This window comes from Martinezella miluonensis (genome assembly GCF_900094545.1).
Classification (GTDB): Bacteria; Pseudomonadota; Alphaproteobacteria; order Rhizobiales; family Rhizobiaceae; genus Rhizobium; species Rhizobium miluonense.
In genome coordinates, this window is the sequence record NZ_FMAH01000002.1 from 197,452 (window position 1) to 215,893 (window position 18,442).

Genomic DNA, 18,442 nt, shown 5'->3' on the forward strand with positions numbered 1-18,442 from the left:
CCAGACATCTATCAACTGCAAAGGATTTCAAAATGAAGAAACTCGCAATCGCACTCCTGCTCGCAGCGCTCGCCGGCCCCGCTTTCGCATCGGGAAGCCATGCCGGGGGCCATGACGAAAAGCTCGCCGTCGGTGAACCTGGCGACAAGGCCAAGGCGACGCAGACAATCCGTGTGACCATGAAGGAAACCGAAGACGGCAGGATGCTTTTCCAACCGGCCGTCATCAAGGTCCGCAAAGGGCAGACGGTAAAGATCGCGCTCAAGAACGCCGGCCAAAGCGACCATGAATTCGTGCTCGATCGAGAAGACAAGATCCTCGAGCACAAGGCCGTCATGGCGAAGTTTCCGGAAATGGAACATTCCGACGCCAACTCGATCCGGCTCGCCGCCGGTCAATCCGGCGAGATCGTCTGGAAGTTCAGCAACGACGGCGAGTTCAAATTCGCCTGCCTCATTCTCGGTCACTACGAGGCGGGCATGCATGGCGACGTATCCGTGGCCACCAACTGAAGCCTTGAAGAACAGGAGAAACCAGCATGAAGAATCTCGTTAGAATTGCCCTTATCGCCACCTTGACTATCGGCGCTGCCGCCAGCGTCCAAGCGCAGGAATTCACCAAGGGCGTGGTCAACAAGATCGATACTAAGACGAGCAAGGTCACGATCAAGCACGACGAACTGAAAAACCTCGGAATGCCGGCAATGACGATGGTGTTCACCGTCGAAGATCCCGCCATCCGCACCAAGCTGAAGGAGGGCGCCAACATCGAATTCGTCGCCGAGCGCGTAAATGGCAAGCTGACCGTCACACAGGTGAAATAATTGGTGGAGGCCGGGCTCTTCGGACCCGGCCTCCATTGCCCTGCTTGAGGGCTCGGTCGTCGCGGCAATATGGCGCGAAATCATCTCTTCGCGCGCAGCGTGATTACCCGGCATCCTCGGCCATTCAATCCTGAGCAATTTAAGGCGACGCTTCCGTAGAGAATGCTGCGCATGGCGGAGGTCGAACCGACCAGTCACAAGGCGGAACTCCCAACAAGTATTCGGCGGATGAAGCGACCGTTAATGGGGCACCACTATCTCTTTCATTAATACAAGCTCGCTATCACCACTTGCCTGCTAAATTTCACCGCGCTAAATTACGCAAGACTTAGTTGTATTTTTGCCGACACTAGGTCGACGGCCCTGACCACCGCTAACCCGATACTCTTGAATGCTGACATGATTTGGAATCATCGCATTACTCGTGTCACCGTCGGCCTGCTGCTGCTGGCGCTCGCAATTGTGGTCTCCTTGCCCGCGATCACCGGCTATACAAGCCGCGATGGTACCGTCAACGCACGCTTGGCTCTCGTCAATGCTCCTATCGATGGCGTTATTTCAGGTGAGCCGACCAAAGTTGGCGTTCCTGTCAAAGCCGGCCAGAATCTCGTTGAAATCAGCAATCCGCGTGTGAACCGCGCGGTGCTGGCTTCACTAGAAGCGGAGCGCAATACCGCCCACGATCGGGTTACGGCCCTGAAAAAGGAACGTGACGAACTCTCGCAACTTCGCGAACAATTGGGCAATCGCCTGGAAATCTTCAAACAGGCCACGATTTCGAATCTTGAGCGCGAAGTTGAGATCCTCCGAAAGAGGGTCGAGGTTTCACAGGCGCAGGATCTCGCCGCACAGGTAGATCTCGACCGCCGCAAGGAGCTGGAATCCAAGGGTATTCTCACCCAAAGGATGGTCGATGCAGCACGCGCCGCTGGCGCGGCAACCGGCGGTGAGGTCGAAGTCAGCAATCTGACCGTCGATCAATTGCAGCAGCGGCTGAATGCGGTTCGACAGGGTATCTTTGTCTTCGGAGACGGACAAAATGACGTACCCTACTCCCGCCAGCGCCAGGACGAAGTCATCGTCCACATCAGCGACCTGAACTCACGCATAGCCGAGAATGAAACGCGGGCGACGGAGGTCGAAAAGCAACTGACAGAAGAAGGCATCCGCGTTAGCAGCCTCGAATCTGCGACTGCAACAGCGCCGTTCGATGGCGTTGTTTGGAGCCGGAATATCGTGAACGGCTCCAATGTCGTGCTCAATAACGAGTTGATGCGAATTCTGGACTGCCGGGAGCTGTTCGTCGACATCCTTGTCCCCGAAGTCGATTATGACGAAATCTATCCGGGGCTGGCCGCTCAAGTTCGGCTTCTTGGGCGCAGCGATGTCTTCCAGGGCACGGTCGTTTCCGCAAAGGGCAGTTCGGCAGCCACGGAAACCGATTCATTTGCGGCGAGCTTGCCGGTTTCATCACAACGCAATGCCCACATCCGGGTTCGTCTCGAACCTTCCTTCATGAACGGTGACTTCGAGAATTTCTGCCAGGTGGGCCGGACAGTCCAGGTCAGGTTTCCTCGGCATGGATTAGGCTTTTCGAATTGGGTCAAGAACCTGTGGTTCAGTATCTTCTAGCCCTCGCTCCGACCTTTCTCGTGATGGCCTTCTTTCTCCTGGGGCCATTCAATTGGTCGCGTCATCATAGCTGGACGAGGACGATCACCTGCGGGTTCGTCGCAGCTGTCGCATTGCGCTACTTGCTTTGGCGTCTCACGCAAACCGTTCTTCCCTACCCTTATGATGGGGCTAATTTCTATTGGGTCTGGCTCGTTTTTATCGTCGAGATATTAGCCTTCACAGACGTCGTACTTTTCCTTGTGCTCATGAGCCGCTACGTCAATCGGAGCGTTGAGACGGACGGGCTGGGCAGCGTCTTTTTTTCACGTGACGAGCGCGAACTACCGACGGTTGACGTCTTCATTCCCACCTATAATGAGCCGCTCGACGTTCTGGAACGAACAATCGTCGGCGCTCTATCGCTCGATTACCCCGCGGACAAACTCAAAGTCTATGTCCTCGACGACCAGCGCCGCGACTGGCTCAAAACCTTTTGCGAGCAGAAAAACGCGCTTCATGTTACGCGCAGCAACAACGCGCACGCCAAGGCCGGCAACATGAATAATGGCCTGCTCGTCAGCTCGGGCGAATTCGTTGCTGTCTTCGATGCCGATTTCGTACCCTATCGGCACTTTCTTCGTCGGACACTGCCCTTCTTTTCCGATGAAAGCATCGGCATCGTCCAGACGCCCCAGCATTTTTTCAATGCCGACCCGGTGCAGACGAATCTGGGGCTTGAGAACATATGGCCGGACGAACAGCGCCTGTTCTTCGACGAAATCGCGCCGAGCCGCGATGGGTGGGATGTCAGTTTCTGTTGTGGCTCATGTTCGATCGCCCGACGCAAGGCGATCGACGCGATCGGCGGCTTTCCAACGGAGTCCATCACAGAGGACCTGCTGACCACCCTTTCCATGCTCAACATGGGCTACAAGACGCGCTATTTGAACGAACGTCTATCGATGGGGCTCGCGGCGGAGAATCTGACCGGTTATTTCGTTCAGCGCGAGCGCTGGTGCCAGGGAGGCATTCAAACGCTTTACCTGCACAACGGCCCGCTGCGCGGCCCGGGGCTTTCCCTTTTTCAGCGCATTATGTTCCTGCCGGCTTCATGGTTGGTGCAGTATCTGGTCCGCTTGATGATCCTGCTCATCCCGATCGCATATCTCTGGTTCGGACTACTGCCACTCTATTTCACGGATATTGCCGACTACATCTCCTATCAAGTGCCGCTGCTGGCAGCCTATTTCCTTCTCATGCTATGGATAACGCCAACACGATACTTGCCGATAATCTCAAGTGCCGTCGGAACGTTCGCGACCTTCCGAATGCTGCCGACCGTCGTGTCGAGCGTGATAAGGCCGTTCGGCAAGCCCTTCAGGGTGACGCCGAAAGGCAGCAGCAACCAAGCAAATCAATTCGACGGGTATACGCTTGCCTGGATCGCAACCTTGATCACGATCACCGCCCTCGGGCTGCTGATCGATATTGTCCCCGAGACCACGCAAATTCAGGCTCAATTTTCGCCGATCGCAGCTTTTTGGGCAGGCATCAACATCGTCGTTTTGGTCATCGCGTCTCTAATTTGTTTTGAGAAACCCCAGCGATTGTTTCACGCGTTCAAATTGGACGAGCCAGCCGTGGTGGACGATATCCCCGGCCGGCTGGTCAGCCTGGCGCTCGATAAGGCGGTTGTCGCAGTCCCGTTCGATTCACGCTTCGAGTCAAAATTGGTCTCTCTGCACCTTGAGGGTTTTGCGCCTTTCGAAACCGAACTGAGGCAGGTCACACAGCGTCGCAGAAGCATCAGCCGGGGCGGCGACAGGCAAGCGTACTACCTCCACCTTCACTTTGAGCTTGACGGCACTATTCGAGACGAAATGATCGTGAAGCTCTACACCGGAGAATATTCGCAGGACATTCACGACATCGACAAGGTCGCTGTATCAGTCAATCTTCTGCTACGCTCCTTCGGCCGAACACGCACATTCTAACCGAGACATCGAACTTCGCCCGGTGCTGGCCGGTTGGTTCAAACGGATCTTATTTTAGATAGGATCGCAGGACGTCGATCAGTTCCTCCGCCCCGTCGTCGCGCTCGTCCTGTGGAAGAGCCGCGTCCGCGACATGCATGCGCACGTGATCCTCGATGACCTCGCCCATCAGGCCGTTGATCGCTCCACGAACGGCTGCGATCGCATGCATAACCTCCGCGCAGCCCTTCTCCTCATCCAGCATCCGCTCGATGCCTTCCATCTGTCCGCGTAGCCGGCGCACGCGGTTAATGAGTTTCTGCTTCTCGCGGATCGTGTGGGTCATGTCTTGCTCCTGTCGGGCTCGCCCGCAGGCGTCCCTTTCTCGGCCTATCATGAAAACCATAGAATTCCAAAGTTGACAATAGATACCATACCCCCCTATATCATTTTCACTCGCATTTTCCGAAAGACGGCCCCATGACCTCCTTCACAGACCTCATTCAGCAAAGCACCGCCCATGCGTGGCTGTTCGTCCCAACGGCCATCCTTTTGGGAGCGCTACATGGCTTGGAACCGGGACATTCCAAGACGATGATGGCGGCCTTCATCATCGCCATCCGCGGAACGATCTCGCAAGCTGTCATGCTGGGTGTCGCCGCTGCAATTTCCCATACCGCGGTCGTGTGGCTCGTCGCGCTGGGAGGACAGTATCTTGGCCGTGGCATGAACGCAGAGACCACCGAACCCTATTTCCAGCTTGCATCGGCCGTCATCATCGTCGGAATCGCCGTCTGGATGCTCTGGCGCACGTGGCGTGAACAGCAGCTCGGGGCCGCGCATCATCACGATCACCATCATGACCACGATCATGATCATGATCATGGCCACCATCATCATGACGATGTCCGTAGAATCGATACCGGTCATGGCATGATGGCCCTGGAAGTATTCGAGGACGGAGTTCCGCCTCGGTTCCGCATCCGCTTCGAAAGCGGCCATGGCTGGGCCGCAAAGGATGTGACGCTCGTAACCGAGCGCCAGGATGGGGCAAGACAAGGCTTTACCTTCGCAGACACGGTTGGGTATCTGGAGAGCCTGGAGGAAATCCCTGAGCCCCATGAATTCAGGGCCCAGGTCAGCCTTGGCCATGGAAATCACACGCATGACTACGATGTGATCTATAGCGAGGGCGCGCATGACCACCAGGGCCTTGCCGTCGGTGATGGAGAATACATGGATGCTCACGAACGCGCCCACGCCCAGGATATCGCCCGTCGGTTCAAAAATCAGACCGTCACCAATTGGCAAATCGTCATGTTCGGCCTGACCGGCGGGCTCATTCCATGCCCGGCGGCGATTACGGTGCTGCTGCTCTGCCTACAGCTCAAGCAGCTCTCGCTCGGTGCGGTACTTGTGGTGTGCTTCAGCGTCGGTCTGGCCGTAACGATGGTCTCGGCCGGTGTCCTTGCCTCCTTGAGCGTTCGCCATGTCCAGAAACGGTGGTCCGGGTTCAGCACCTTCGCACGACGTGCGCCCTATGCTTCCGGCGTGCTAATGCTTCTGATCGCGCTTTACATGGGGTATTCAGGGCTGGAAGGGCTTCGCAATGGCTCACATCCAGCCGAGGCGGCCATGGCATCGGGACTCAAGCCGGCCAGCTAGCAACTCGTTCGCTATCTCTCCCAAATTGTTGCGATTTGGACTACCTTGCTGTTCTTTGCCGCCTGGATGTCGTGGCAACGCCTTCCCGACCGTTCGTGACACAGTCGGTTTAGGGCGGAATGCGACCGTGGCGCAAATTCGCCAACAGCGGACAACTTCGGATTTAGTCGGCCGCTAATCGCGCCGAAATTGACACGGCAGATGACATTCCTGTTTCTTCGCTCTGCAGATGGTCGTCCCGGGCGACCAAATTGCGGCGGGTCAGCCATCCATGTCCCCAGTCGCGCAAGCCGAGCAGGATCGGTGCCAAAGTCCGGCCTTCGTCGGTGATCGAATATTCCACCTTGGGCGGGATGACGGCAAAGACCTTTCGCTCGACGAGGCCATCTTCTTCGAGTTCCCGAAGCTGCTTGATCAGAAGGCGTTGGGAGCAGTCGCCAAGCTCTCTTTTAAGCGCGTTGAATCGCAAGGTACCCTTGAGCAAATGGTAGAGGATCATGCCCTTCCATTTGCCGCTGATGAGATTGAGTGCCGCGTACATCGTGCAGCCGGGGACCTCGTCGTAGTTCCTGTCCTTGTTCATTCCAGTTGCTCCGACAGTATACTTTTAGACACTATATGCATTTTATTACTGTATTTTCATTCGGGCATCCAGTTGCCAGATGCATGCGACGGACGCGCCGCTCCCGAGCGCGTGACGGAAACATGCAAGGAGAATGAAGCATGACCAGAGTTGTACGTTTTCACGAATATGGCGAGCCGGAGGTATTGCGGATCGACGATATCGAGGTCCCGGTTCCAGCCGCCGACGAGGTGCAAATCGCCGTGCGGGCCATCGGTCTCAACCGCGCGGAAGTCATGTTCAGGCGACACGCCTATCTTCAGGAAGCACAGTTCCCTTCAATGCTGGGTTATGAAGCCGCCGGCACCGTCAAGGCGCTCGGCAGCGACGTGAGTGGATTTGCGGAGGGCGATGCCGTAAGCGTCATCCCGACCCTGGACATGGCGCGCTGGGGCACCTATGGCGAGGTCATCAATGTCCCGGCTCGTCACGTCGTCAGGCATCCGCAGAACCTATCGTTCGAGAAAGCAGCCGCCTCATGGATGCAGTATGTGACGGCATGGGGTGCATTGATCGAACAGGCACGGCTTTCTGCCGGTGACTTCGTGATTGTATCTGCAGCCTCTAGCAGTGTCGGCATCGCAGCGTTTCAGATCGCCCGGAGCGCCGGCGCGACGGTGATCGCCACCACGCGGACCAGTGCCAAGACAGAGGGTCTGCACAAGGCCGGCGCACACTATGTTATCGCTACTGCGGAAGAAGACCTGCTCGCACGCGTGAGGGAAATCACCGGCGGCAAGGGCGCACGCGTCATATTCGATCCGATCGGTGGCCCAGCGGTCGCGCAGCTTGCCGAATGCATGGCGGTTGGCGGCATCCTTCTGGAATATGGAGCTCTCAGCCCCGAAGAAGGTTCGTTTCCGCAATTCGCCGTTATTAGGAAAAGCCTGACATTGAAGGGATATCTCTATACCGAGACCGTATCCGATCATGCAGCCCTCGAACGTGCGAAGACCTTTATCCTTGAGGGACTGCAGTCGGGAGCGCTCGACCCGCTGATCTCTCGCATCTTCACTTTCGATCAAATTCAGGCTGCGACGCATTTCCTGGAAAGCAATGAACAGATCGGAAAGGTAGTCGTCACTTTGGATTGATAGGCTGCCATCCGTTGATAACCCGCCCGCGCCGATTTATCGTCGGCGCGGGCTTTCAACATGGCCGCTTCGGACCGAAGACAGTCCAACCGGCGCAGTGAAAATTCCCGGCCCTCACCTTGGGCGTGTCGACCGGCATGAGCCCAGTGCCGAACAGAGCGGAACAGGCAAGTGGCTGGACTACTTTCTCTTTCTCCACTTTGAGTAGGTTCGCGTCGACGATATGGTAAATCAACCGGGCGAACAGGACATATCTAGGTCAATAGAGACAAAACTAGCGTCCAATACCAGCGTCCCGCGCTTCCAACTTAGGCTCATTTTGTGCGGTATATGAACAAATATCAAATAACGCACAAATCCATTGACGATCCCGGACTGAAGGCGCTTATTGACGCTCACAAGGATGGCATTTGTTGAGGAGGCCCTATGGCGAGGATTCTATCGCTTTCGCAGGCGGTGGCGGAGAATGTGCATGATGGCGACACGGTCGCCATGGAGGGGTTTACTCACCTCATTCCCTATGCCGCAGGTCACGAAGTCATCCGTCAGGGCAAACAAGATCTCTTTCTGATCCGTATGACGCCGGACATTCTCTACGATCAGCTGATCGGCGTCGGTGCAGCCAGGGGCATGAAATTTTCCTGGGGCGGCAATCCGGGCGTCGGCTCGCTCCATCGCTTCCGCGATGCCGTGGAGAACCAATGGCCCCGCCCGCTGGAAATCGAAGAGCACTCGCACGCCGCGATGGCCAATGCCTATGAAGCCGGCGCGGCAAACCTGCCTTTCGCTATGCTGCGAGGTTATATCGGCGCAGATCTGCCGACGGTCAATCCGAACATCAGACACGTGACCTGCCCCTTCACCGGCGAAGTGCTTGCCGCCGTTCCCGCGATCCGGCCTGACGTCACCATCATCCATGCGCTGCGTGCCGACCGGAAGGGCAACGTACTGCTGGAGGGTATCGTCGGCGTCCAAAAAGAGGCCGTACTGGCCGCCAAGCGCTCAATCGTCACGGTCGAGGAAATCGTCGACGAACTAGATCCGCCCTCGCCCAACTCCGTCGTGCTGCCGACATGGGCAGTGACGGCAGTGGCGCTCGTGCCGGGCGGCGCATTCCCATCCTATGCGCAGGGCTATTATGCCCGCTCCAACGCCTTCTACATCGCATGGGACGAAATCGCCCGCAATCGCGACAGCTTCCAGACCTGGATCGAAGAGCATGTGATGAAGGCCAGTCCGGAGGACTTTGCCAAACATGCCGGCACGAAGCCGGGCAAGACGGCGTAAGGAGGTCAAGATGAGCGATTTTACGCCTACCGAAATGATGACGATTGCAGCTGCCCGCGCTCTGACGAATGACGACGTCTGCTTCGTCGGCATCGGCGCGCCGTCGGCTGCCTGCAACGTCGCGCGGCTGACCCATGCGCCCGATATCACCCTGATCTACGAAAGCGGCACCGTCGGCACCAAGCCCGATGTGCTGCCGCTCTCGATCGGCGACGGCGAGCTTTGCGACACTGCCTTGTTCACCGTTTCCGTGCCGGAAATGTTCCGCTACTGGCTGCAGGGCGGCCGCATCACCACCGGCTTCCTCGGCGGTGCGCAGATCGACAAGTTCGCCAATCTGAACACGACCGTCGTCGGCCCTTACGATCACCCCAAGGTTCGCTTACCCGGCGGCGGCGGCGCACCGGAAATCGCCAGCAATTGCGGCCAGATCTTCATCACCATGGCGCTCTCCAAGCGCGGCTTCATCGAGAAGCTACCCTTCATCACGTCGATGGGCCACGGTGAAGGCGGCAATCATCGCGAGCGCCTGGGCATGAAGACGAAAGGCCCGACTCGCGTTATTACCGATCTCTGCGTTCTCGAACCTGATCCGGTCACCAAGGAATTGACTGTCGTGTCGATCCACAAGGGTGTAACCCGGGAGCAGATCATTGAGAATTGTGGCTGGACGATCAAGTTCGCCGATGAGGTGATCGAGACGCCGGTGCCGACCGAAACCGAACTATCTGTCCTGCGCGATATCAACGCGCGCACCAAGAAAGCCCATGAGGCAGCCTGATGACCGAAGCCTTTATCTGTGACTATATCCGCACCCCGATCGGCCGCTTTGGCGGATCGCTCTCCTCCGTTCGCGCCGATGATCTCGGGGCGGTGCCACTGAAGGCGCTGATCGAGCGCAATGGCTCGGTCGACTGGGAAGCCGTCGACGACGTGATCTATGGCTGCGCCAACCAGGCAGGCGAAGACAATCGCAACGTCGCGCGCATGGTAAGTCTGCTTGCCGGCCTGCCGATCGCAGCATCCGGCACGACGATCAACCGGCTTTGCGGCTCCGGCATGGACGCCATCATCGCCGCAGCCCGCGCCATCCGCGCCGGCGAGGCTGAATTGATGATCGCCGGCGGCGTTGAGAGCATGTCGCGCGCGCCCTTCGTCATGCCCAAAGCCGAAAGCGCCTTCTCGCGCAATGCCGAAATCTACGACACCACCATCGGCTGGCGTTTCATCAATCCGGTGATGAAGAAGCAGTACGGCGTCGATTCCATGCCGGAGACTGGTGAAAACGTCGCCGAAGACTACAAGGTCACCCGCGAGGATCAGGATGCCTTTGCCGTTCGTTCGCAGGCGAAGGCTGCGGCGGCGCAGGAAAGCGGCCGGCTCGCGAAGGAGATCACATCGGTAACGATCCCGCAGCGCAAGGGCGATCCTGTCGTCGTTGGCAAGGACGAGCATCCGCGTGCAACGACCATGGAAGCGCTTGCCAAACTCGGCACGCCCTTCAAGAAGGAAGGCGGCACGGTGACGGCAGGCAATGCCTCCGGCGTCAACGATGGTGCTGCAGCGCTTATCATCGCCTCCGAAGCGGCGGCGAAGAAATACGGCCTGACACCGATCGCCCGCATCCTCGGCGGAGCGGCTGCCGGTGTTCCCCCGCGCATCATGGGCATCGGTCCCATTCCCGCATCGCGGAAGCTCATGGCTAGACTCGGCATGCGCCAGGAACAGTTCGACGTCATCGAGCTCAACGAAGCCTTCGCCTCGCAGGGGCTGGCTGTGCTGCGCGAACTCGGCGTTGCCGATGATGACGCCCGCGTCAATCGCAACGGCGGCGCGATCGCGCTCGGCCATCCGCTCGGCATGTCCGGCGCTCGCATCACCGGCACCGCAGCTCTGGAGCTGAAGGAAACCGGCGGGCGCTATTCGCTCTCGACCATGTGTATCGGCGTCGGCCAGGGAATTGCCATCGCCCTCGAACGAGTCTGATTTTCCGATCAACTATGGTCCGTCGCCGCATGGGCGGCGGGCCATGCTTGCCGCCAATTCTCGAACGCCGGGCTAATTAAAGCGGCAATTGCCGATGTCATCTGGAACGGCAAAGGCTCTGGCGCGTTTTCCTGCTGCTCAGTGGGATCGATCCATGCCGTCACGCCCAAATTTCTTAAAGTCATTTCCGTCAAGCGCTCTTATCATTCTCATTGCCGTCATCCTGTCGCTGTCGATTGCCCAGGCGGCCTTTGCGGCCGAAGGGCAAAAGGCCAGTCATCCCTCGGAAGGGTTGTTTCTGGTCCAGATCATTCTGCTCGTCGTATCGGGCAGATTGCTCGGCGAATTGATGGTGCGCATCGGCCAGCCATCGATCATGGGCCAGATCATCGCCGGCATCATTCTTGGCCCCTCCCTCTTGGGCATGGTTTTTCCGCAGGCGCAGGCAAGCCTCTTTCCGTCGGATCAGGCGCAGAAGAGCATGACCGATTCGGTCGGCCAGCTCGGCATCCTCTTTCTCCTGCTGCTCGCCGGCATGGAAACCGATCTCGGCCTGGCGAAGCGCCTGCGCAAATCAGCGACCGGTGTCTCGCTCATGGGCATCGTCATTCCGTTTGCCGCAGGCTTTGCACTTGGCGAGCTGATCCCGGATGCCTTGCTTCCTGATCCTCAGAAGCGGCTGGTCACATCTCTCTTCCTAGGTACCGCGCTTTCCATCTCTTCCGTGAAGATCGTCGCTACGGTCGTCCGCGAGATGGACTTCATGCGCCGGGACATCGGCCAGTTGATTGTCGCTTCCGCCATCATCGACGATACCGTGGGATGGGTGATCATCGCCATAACCTTCGGCCTTGCCGAAAAAGGGACCGTCGACCTAACCACGCTGGCGACCAGCGTGACGGGCACGCTAACCTTCATGGCCGTCAGCTTCACCGTCGGCAGGCGGATCGTCTTCGAAATCATCCGCTGGACCAACGATAATTTCCGCAGCGACCTGCCCGTGCTCAGCGCCATCATCGCGATCATGGGCACGATGGCGATCATAACCAATCTCATCGGCGTCCATACCGTGCTCGGCGCCTTCGTCGCCGGTATTCTGGTTGGCGAATCGCCGATCCTCACCCGCCAGATCGATGTGCAGCTTCGCGGATTGACGGCCGCGCTGTTCATGCCCGTCTTCTTTGGGTTGACCGGTCTGCAGACCGATCTGACCGTACTTGCTAATCCCTCCATATTGTTGCTAACGGCTGCCATCGTCGTGATCGCAAGCATCGGCAAGTTCGGAGGAGCTTTTGCAGCTGCCAAGTTTGGCGGCTATTCGGCATCGGAGGCGCTGGCACTCGGGTGCGGTATGAATGCCAGGGGATCGACGGAAGTGATCGTCGCGACCATAGGCCTCTCCGTCGGCGTTCTGGACGAGAAGCTCTTCTCCGTCATCGTTGCCATGGCCGTCATCACCACCATGACGATGCCGCCGACGCTTCGTTGGGCGCTGGCACGCTTGCCACTGCGCGAGGAGGAGCGCAACCGGCTCGAACGCGAAGAATTCGAAAGCGGAAGCTTCCTCGGAAATTTCGAGCGCATCCTACTGACCGTCGATGGCTCGCAAAGCAGCCGCCTTGCGACCTGGATCGCCGCCTTCTTCGTGATGACGCGCAAGATGCCCGTCACCGTTCTAGATGTTCGTAAACCCGCCAGTCCCGACAAGGGAGCGGAGATGGCAAGTGCAACCGCCGAGGCTGCACAATCCCAGGCTAAAACGGCGGCCCAAGAGCTGCGCAAATGCGCAACCGATCTGCTGTCAGCAGCCTCACCTGATGCGAACCTTGCAACCGAAAGCGACATACACATCACCGTGCGAGACAGGAATGGCGAACTTGGGACCGTACTCGGCGACATCTCAAGCACCGGCCACGACCTCCTATTTACCGGCATCGAGCCGTCCATGGGCGAAGATGGCCGGTTCAGTGAACCCTTGCAGATCATGAGATCAGCGTTCAAAGGCACCTCCGCCATTGTGACGGCGCGCGGCACCCCTCCGAAACGCCCTCAGGACTTGCGGATCCTGCTGCCCGTCAGCGGTACGGAGCGTTCGATACGAGCAGCAGAGTTTGGGCTTGTGATAGCCAAGGCTACGGGCGCCCATTGCGCGCTCCTGTTGATTGTGGAGCCTCGGCAGGTCAGGGCGATCCCGCGTATCAGCGACCGCGGTAATGACAATCGGGTTGTTCTCAAGGCAGTCGGCGAGATCGCCGAGTACTATCATGTGGAGTTGGAGAAGGTCGTTCAGGAGGGGCCTTCTCCGGAGCTATCAATCCTCCGTCACGCCCGCGGCGGCAAATACAATTTGATCGTGCTGGGAGTGAGCAAGCGGGCAAGCGGCGGCCTCTCCTACGGAAGCGTCGCTGATACGCTGCTGCAGACAGCCGACCGATCATGCATTTTCATCGAAACCGACCTCGCGACGAGCGCTGCGGTGCCGAGCTAGAGCACGTCCATTTTGATCGGGGTCATGGTCGCACGCAGCGAAGAAATTCGCGCATTCGCTCGGCTCGAAGAGGGTGATGATCTGGCCGACGGTGTTCCACAGAGCGGCGACTGATCGTTCCGCTCGTTCACGCAGGAGCGCCTAGAGCCTGGAGAAGACGTTTTCAACAGGTTGAAGTCCGGACACCATAGGGCGGCAGGAAAAGGAGCCTGCATCCTGCGCTTTCTATGGCGTGGTGCACGCCCTCCACCTTGTGAGCTGGCAGGTTATCCATGACGACGATATCCTCTGGGAACAATGTCGGGATGAGGACCTGTTCGACATGGACGCGGAATGCTGTGCCGGTCGTTGTCGCACCGGGCTGGCGCTCAGGCCGATGCCTGCCACCGGCGACGTTCTGGCTGCCTGACGGCAATCGGATGCTTGAGCGGCGGTGCCGGCCGGCCGATATGGTATCCCTGGACCGCGTCGATGCCAAAGGATTTGACCAGATCGAGCTGCTCTTCGTTTTCGACGCCCTCGACCAGGATGCGATGGCCGCGATTGCGCACCAGGCCGATAATGTCCTCAAGAAGGATCTTAGCGCCCTCGCTGCTCGCGGCATCGTGAAGGAACGACTTATCGATCTTCACGGTCTCGAATTCCATCAGGCGAAGCCAGGACAGCCCAGCAAATCCGGTTCCGAAATCGTCCAGCCAGAATTTGATGCCCAGCCTCTTCAGATCCTGAATGCTGTCGAGGACGTCCGGCCGGATCTCCATATCAACGCCTTCGGTAATCTCGAAGGCGATCCTGTGCCCCGAAATGCCTGTTTCAGCCAGGATGGCGGCGACCTGCGCCGCAAAGCCGGGCGCCCGCAGCTGGATCGGAGAGACATTGACGCTGACCGTTTCGACGATATTGCGGGAGAGCAGCTCGCAGCACGCCCGTCTGATCGCCCAGTAGCCGAGTTCTATGATGGCGCCGGTGCGCTCCGCTATCGGAATGAACATGGCGGGCGACGCACTCGACCCGTCGAGCAATTGCAAGCGCATCAAGGCTTCGTAGGCGCCGATCTCTCCGGTGTCGAGATATTGGATCGGCTGATAGACGAGCGAGACGAGGTTCTGCTGAATGGCGATCTTCAGAATGGCCGCGACATTCTCGCTCGCATCGCCGCCGGGCAATTCGTTCGGATCGAATATTCTTGCGCAATTCCGGCCGCTGGCCTTCGCTGAATAGAGCGCGCGGTCGGCTTCATTGATGACGTTTTCGAGCTTGGTGCCGGCCACGTCTCTGGTAATGGTCGCGCCGACGCTCACGGTGACGTGCTGGAAACCATCAAGCCGCTGCGCATGGACGATATCGAGAGCTTCGATCCCCTGGCAGATGGCATCCGCCAGAGCCAGAGCATCCGCGCCGCGGTCGAGATCGAGAATGACGATGAACTCTTCGCCGCCATACCGTCCTACCGTCGCACCCAAGGGAACCACGATATCGGACAAGGCGTTGGCGACAGTGACCAGACAATGGTCACCTTCCTGGTGCCCATAATAGTCATTGTATTTTTTGAAGAAATCGACGTCGACAAGCAGCACCGCAAATGCCACTCCGTCCTGGCGCCAGCGCTCCCAGAACTGCTTCAGACGGATATCGGCGGCTCTTCGATTTTCCATCCCCGTGAGAGAGTCCGTGATCGACAGACGCAGGAGAGCCTCACCGCGCTCTGCTGCCTGGCGCTGCTGCAGCTCGGCTTCCCTGGCATTAAGAAAGACGTTGAAGCGCTCCTTGTTCAGTTTCCAGTTCACATAGGACGTGAAAACAAAGCAGCAGAGATAGAAAGTCGTGAAAGCCAGGCAGTAGGCGGGGCTGTAGTGAAACTCGGCAAGCGACAGCAAGAAGGAGGCGAAGATCAGCCCGGACGAGGCGATTGCCAGGCCGAATTCGAGACTGAAGAACAGATTGACGCCCATCATGAAGATCGCGCCGAAAGCGGCATAATAGGAAAATGCCTCGGCATTGCTGGTCTGCAGAGCCGGCACCAGCCACACGACATATCCCAAGACCACCGCGGTGGCGCATGTGGCTTCAAGCTCCCCCGCGGGACGCTTGCGCGCAAACTGGATTTCGAGAACCAGAAGCGAAGTGAGCCCGATCATGAAGCGCGCCGGAATCGTCACCTGCGAGACGTCGGGAATGAAGACCAGGTCCGTTACCAGGAAAAGGATATAGACGGGCACGGCAAGCCACAGGCCGCTGCGTGCCACGGCACGGCGCGCCTCGTTGCTGTAGTCTTTATAAAGAGCGCGAAGTCCGATGGCGCCGCTTGTCGGGCGTGCCTTTTCCCGGCCAGGATCGCTTCCTCTCGACAGTCGACGCATGTTCACCATTACCCGAGTTAGCCGAGACGTCATGTCCACCGCAGTTAGCTTTGCGTCGCTCTATCGAACAAATTGCTTGCTTTACCGGGCTGCTACTTTGGTTCGTTTGATAGCGACAGCGTTGCAGCAGTGACATTAACAAAACCATAGCGCTCACATTTTATGTGCGATATGGTTTTTATAGTCTTCACGGAATCATTTAAAATTGAAACAATTCCAAACTGCTCTCGACGGCTACAGCCTTGTGACCGCGCAATCGATCTCGAAACATACGAAATCGGCGGTTAGCAAATTTTCGAACGAACAGATCAAGGAGGGCGAGGCCGAACTCGCCCTCGTTCTCTCCCTGGCACAGCAGGCGTTCGAAGCGAATGCCCCTGTTCAAGACATCATGAAAGCCCTGACCGAGCGGCTGCAGACACTGAAGAACAAGACGACTCCCATGACCTGGGCACATCTCGCCTCCTTGGCGCAGGTGCATCCGGTCTCGTCTTTCCTGCTTCAGGATCCCCTGACCCGTTGGTCCTTCGAGAAGCCGCGCGGCTATAGCGGCGACGCCCAACTGCTGGATTTTATTTACGAACATCCGGCAGTTGACGTTCAGGTCAAGGCGGCTTCGCCACTCGGTGCCGAGATCTACGACTTCACCCGCAGAGCGGCATCAGCAGTCGCCGTACGCGAAAGACGTACTCTCCTTGCCGCGCATGTCGACGCGGTCGCCGACGAGAAGGAGAACGCGGAAGTACTGGCGATCGCCGCCGGGCATCTTCGCGAAGCGGAGCGTTCCAACGCTCTCAAGAGCAGCAAGCTCAAGCGCTGGGTCGCACTGGACCAGGACCCTATCAGCGTTGGAACCGTCAGCTCTGCCTTCCACGGGACCTGCATCGAAGCGGTCAATGGGTCGGTTCGTACCATTCTCGGACGAGCGCAGAAGCTTGGGACGTTCGATTTCATCTATGCAGCCGGCCTTTACGACTACCTGGCCGAAAGCGTTGCCGTGAAGCTGACGGAGCGCTGCCTGCAGATGCTGAAGCCGGGCGGCAAGTTCCTTCTGGCGAATTTTGCACAGGATATCGGCGTAGAAGGCTACATGGAAACCTTCATGAATTGGCCGCTGATATGGCGAACGGACAGGGATGTCCAATCGATCATCGACAAGGTCAAGCACCCGATTGCCGATAGCGCCGTTACACGCGGCGAAAACGGCGGCGTCATCTACGCGGTGTTGACCGTGTAGTGCATCGGATCGTCACGGCCGACCGGGCCGCATTGCGGCCTGGCCGGCAGACGCGGAACACCGTGAACAACAAAGGATAGGCCAGCATGATGGCGGCAAAGGCCGCAGGTAGAGCTATGTCCTGATCGAACATGTGCTTGCGCAGCATATAGCCAGATATCAGATACGGCGTATTCCAGAGAGCCGCACCGAAGAAGGTCGCGATGGCGAAGCCTTTTGCAGGTACGGCAAGCACCCCTGCGGGAAAGGCGATATAGGCTCTTGCAAACGGTATGATCTGGCTGACGAAGGTCACGGTAAACCCACGATAGTGATAACCGTCCTTCAGTCGCCAATACCATTCGCTGCCGATGCCGAGACGCTTGCCGACCCGCATGGCAAGAAAATCACCGCGTTCGGGGCCGAACCATCGACCCAACATATACCAAAACAGCGAACCTGCCGTTGATCCCGTGGCTGTGATGGCGACCACCCACGGCAGATCGCTCGCATCCGACGCGCCGAACATACCAAGCACGATGAGCATGCCGCCCGAGGGTATGATGGGTATAAGCTTTTCCACTGCGGTACAGAGGAGAAGGCCAGCCAGACCCCATGCGGCCAGGACAGGCAGAGTGCTGAGGAGATCGGATTGATCGATCATGCCTTGGCCACCAGCAACTTCGGCGGCTTTCGCTTGACAATCTTGTAGACCCGGGCTGGCGGAAAGTTGCGCAGCACACGTCCATGCAGCGTCGCCTTGAAGCCGAAGCGATCGAGGAGCCGATGCGGCACCGGACAGCGAAGCCCGTAGGTGAACTGGTAGAGCGCGCCGCCTTCGCGCAGTCGCGACAGGGCTCCGTCGAGAATGGCAACGACCGCTCTCGGCGACATGTTCAAGAGCGGCAGGCCGCTGATCGCACAGCCAAATGGAAGATCTTCGGGCGAGATATGCGTATCGAGCCTCGCGGCATTGGCGCATAGAACGCGCGCATGAGGAAAGCGCCGTTGAAGCATATCGGCGAAGTCGGAACTGAACTCCACTAGCGTCAGGTCGCTCTCGCGGACGCCGCGGGCAAGCAGTGCCTCGGTGAAGACGCCCGTTCCGGGGCCGAGTTCGAGAACGGCGCCAGCCGCGGGGTCCACCTCATTCGTGATGAGATCCGCCAGCATCGCGCCGGATGGCGCTATTGCGCCCACCATCCGGGGATTGGAGAAGAGAGTTCGAATAAATAATGACGTATTGGACATGAGTTCCCGTCCCTGCGGTCCTGGAGCTTCGGCGATTTCACCCGCCTCTCCTAGCCTCGCGCC

At 58.4% G+C, this 18,442-nt stretch carries 16 protein-coding genes and 1 pseudogene; 11 read left to right on the top strand and 6 right to left on the bottom strand.

Annotated elements, in window-relative coordinates:
• Positions 1 to 32 precede the first annotated feature (32 nt).
• The 4 genes from GA0061102_RS03330 to GA0061102_RS03345 all read left to right on the top strand — a co-directional run bounded on the left by GA0061102_RS03330 (position 33) and on the right by GA0061102_RS03345 (position 4,431).
• Positions 33 to 512: a cupredoxin domain-containing protein gene (locus GA0061102_RS03330; RefSeq protein ID WP_092843995.1), complete on the top strand. Its 480-nt coding sequence runs from the start codon at positions 33 to 35 to the stop codon at positions 510 to 512.
• 26 nt (positions 513 to 538) lie between these two features.
• Positions 539 to 823: a copper-binding protein gene (locus GA0061102_RS03335; RefSeq protein WP_092843996.1), complete on the top strand. Its 285-nt coding sequence runs from the start codon at positions 539 to 541 to the stop codon at positions 821 to 823.
• A gap of 399 nt (positions 824 to 1,222) precedes the next feature.
• Positions 1,223 to 2,455 carry an HlyD family secretion protein gene (locus GA0061102_RS03340; protein ID WP_092843997.1) on the top strand — a complete coding sequence of 411 codons (1,233 nt, stop codon included), beginning with the start codon at positions 1,223 to 1,225 and terminating at the stop codon, positions 2,453 to 2,455.
• On the top strand, positions 2,437 to 4,431 hold the full coding sequence (locus GA0061102_RS03345) for a glycosyltransferase (RefSeq protein WP_092843998.1): 1,995 nt from the start codon (positions 2,437 to 2,439) through the stop codon (positions 4,429 to 4,431). The genes GA0061102_RS03340 and GA0061102_RS03345 overlap by 19 nt, the downstream gene beginning before the upstream one ends.
• A 49-nt stretch (positions 4,432 to 4,480) precedes the next feature.
• On the opposite strand, the gene GA0061102_RS03350 is transcribed toward GA0061102_RS03345, so the two are convergent.
• Positions 4,481 to 4,756, bottom strand: coding sequence for a metal/formaldehyde-sensitive transcriptional repressor (locus GA0061102_RS03350; protein WP_092844250.1), 276 nt, complete (start codon positions 4,754 to 4,756; stop codon positions 4,481 to 4,483).
• A 134-nt stretch (positions 4,757 to 4,890) separates the two neighbouring features.
• Between GA0061102_RS03350 and GA0061102_RS03355 the strand changes: the two genes are divergently transcribed.
• Positions 4,891 to 6,075, top strand: a complete 1,185-nt coding sequence (locus GA0061102_RS03355) for a nickel/cobalt efflux transporter (RefSeq protein ID WP_092844000.1) — start codon at positions 4,891 to 4,893, stop codon at positions 6,073 to 6,075.
• 163 nt (positions 6,076 to 6,238) lie between these two features.
• Here GA0061102_RS03355 and GA0061102_RS03360 read toward each other — a convergent pair whose 3' ends face one another.
• Entirely contained in the window at positions 6,239 to 6,658 is a 420-nt protein-coding gene (locus GA0061102_RS03360; RefSeq protein WP_167667881.1) for a winged helix-turn-helix transcriptional regulator, read from the bottom strand.
• 140 nt (positions 6,659 to 6,798) lie between these two features.
• Between GA0061102_RS03360 and GA0061102_RS03365 the strand changes: the two genes are divergently transcribed.
• The 5 genes from GA0061102_RS03365 (at position 6,799) to GA0061102_RS03385 (ending at position 13,552) form a co-directional block, all read left to right on the top strand.
• Complete coding sequence (locus GA0061102_RS03365; RefSeq protein WP_092844002.1) at positions 6,799 to 7,791, top strand: zinc-dependent alcohol dehydrogenase family protein; 993 nt, start codon at positions 6,799 to 6,801, stop codon at positions 7,789 to 7,791.
• Positions 7,792 to 8,217: 426 nt separating this feature from the next.
• A complete protein-coding gene (locus GA0061102_RS03370; protein WP_092844004.1) occupies positions 8,218 to 9,078 on the top strand; it encodes a CoA transferase subunit A in 861 nt (286 codons plus the stop codon).
• 10 nt (positions 9,079 to 9,088) lie between these two features.
• The gene (locus GA0061102_RS03375) at positions 9,089 to 9,859 is read left to right on the top strand and encodes a CoA-transferase subunit beta (protein WP_092844006.1); all 771 of its coding nucleotides are present in this window, start codon (positions 9,089 to 9,091) and stop codon (positions 9,857 to 9,859) included.
• Entirely contained in the window at positions 9,859 to 11,064 is a 1,206-nt protein-coding gene (gene pcaF / locus GA0061102_RS03380) for a 3-oxoadipyl-CoA thiolase (protein ID WP_092844008.1), read from the top strand. Before GA0061102_RS03375 ends, pcaF begins: the two co-directional genes overlap by 1 nt.
• Positions 11,065 to 11,218: 154 nt before the next feature.
• Positions 11,219 to 13,552 (top strand): cation:proton antiporter domain-containing protein, encoded by a 2,334-nt coding sequence (locus GA0061102_RS03385; RefSeq protein ID WP_092844010.1) that lies wholly within the window; start codon positions 11,219 to 11,221, stop codon positions 13,550 to 13,552.
• Between the two features lie 15 nt (positions 13,553 to 13,567).
• Here the strand turns inward: GA0061102_RS03385 and GA0061102_RS33395 are convergent.
• Positions 13,568 to 13,895: pseudogene (locus GA0061102_RS33395) on the bottom strand (transposase); the annotation flags it as partial.
• A gap of 25 nt (positions 13,896 to 13,920) precedes the next feature.
• Positions 13,921 to 15,912: a putative bifunctional diguanylate cyclase/phosphodiesterase gene (locus GA0061102_RS03395; protein ID WP_245297908.1), complete on the bottom strand. Its 1,992-nt coding sequence runs from the start codon at positions 15,910 to 15,912 to the stop codon at positions 13,921 to 13,923.
• 205 nt (positions 15,913 to 16,117) lie between these two features.
• On the opposite strand from GA0061102_RS03395, the gene GA0061102_RS03400 reads away from it, so the two are divergent.
• Complete coding sequence (locus GA0061102_RS03400) at positions 16,118 to 17,149, top strand: class I SAM-dependent methyltransferase (RefSeq protein ID WP_092844016.1); 1,032 nt, start codon at positions 16,118 to 16,120, stop codon at positions 17,147 to 17,149.
• Here GA0061102_RS03400 and GA0061102_RS03405 read toward each other — a convergent pair.
• Complete coding sequence (locus tag GA0061102_RS03405; RefSeq protein WP_092844018.1) at positions 17,124 to 17,792, bottom strand: DedA family protein; 669 nt, start codon at positions 17,790 to 17,792, stop codon at positions 17,124 to 17,126. The two genes, GA0061102_RS03400 and GA0061102_RS03405, sit on opposite strands and share 26 nt — an antisense overlap.
• Positions 17,789 to 18,379, bottom strand: a complete 591-nt coding sequence (locus tag GA0061102_RS03410; RefSeq protein ID WP_092844020.1) for a class I SAM-dependent methyltransferase — start codon at positions 18,377 to 18,379, stop codon at positions 17,789 to 17,791. Before GA0061102_RS03410 ends, GA0061102_RS03405 begins: the two co-directional genes overlap by 4 nt.
• Positions 18,380 to 18,442: the final 63 nt, after the last annotated feature.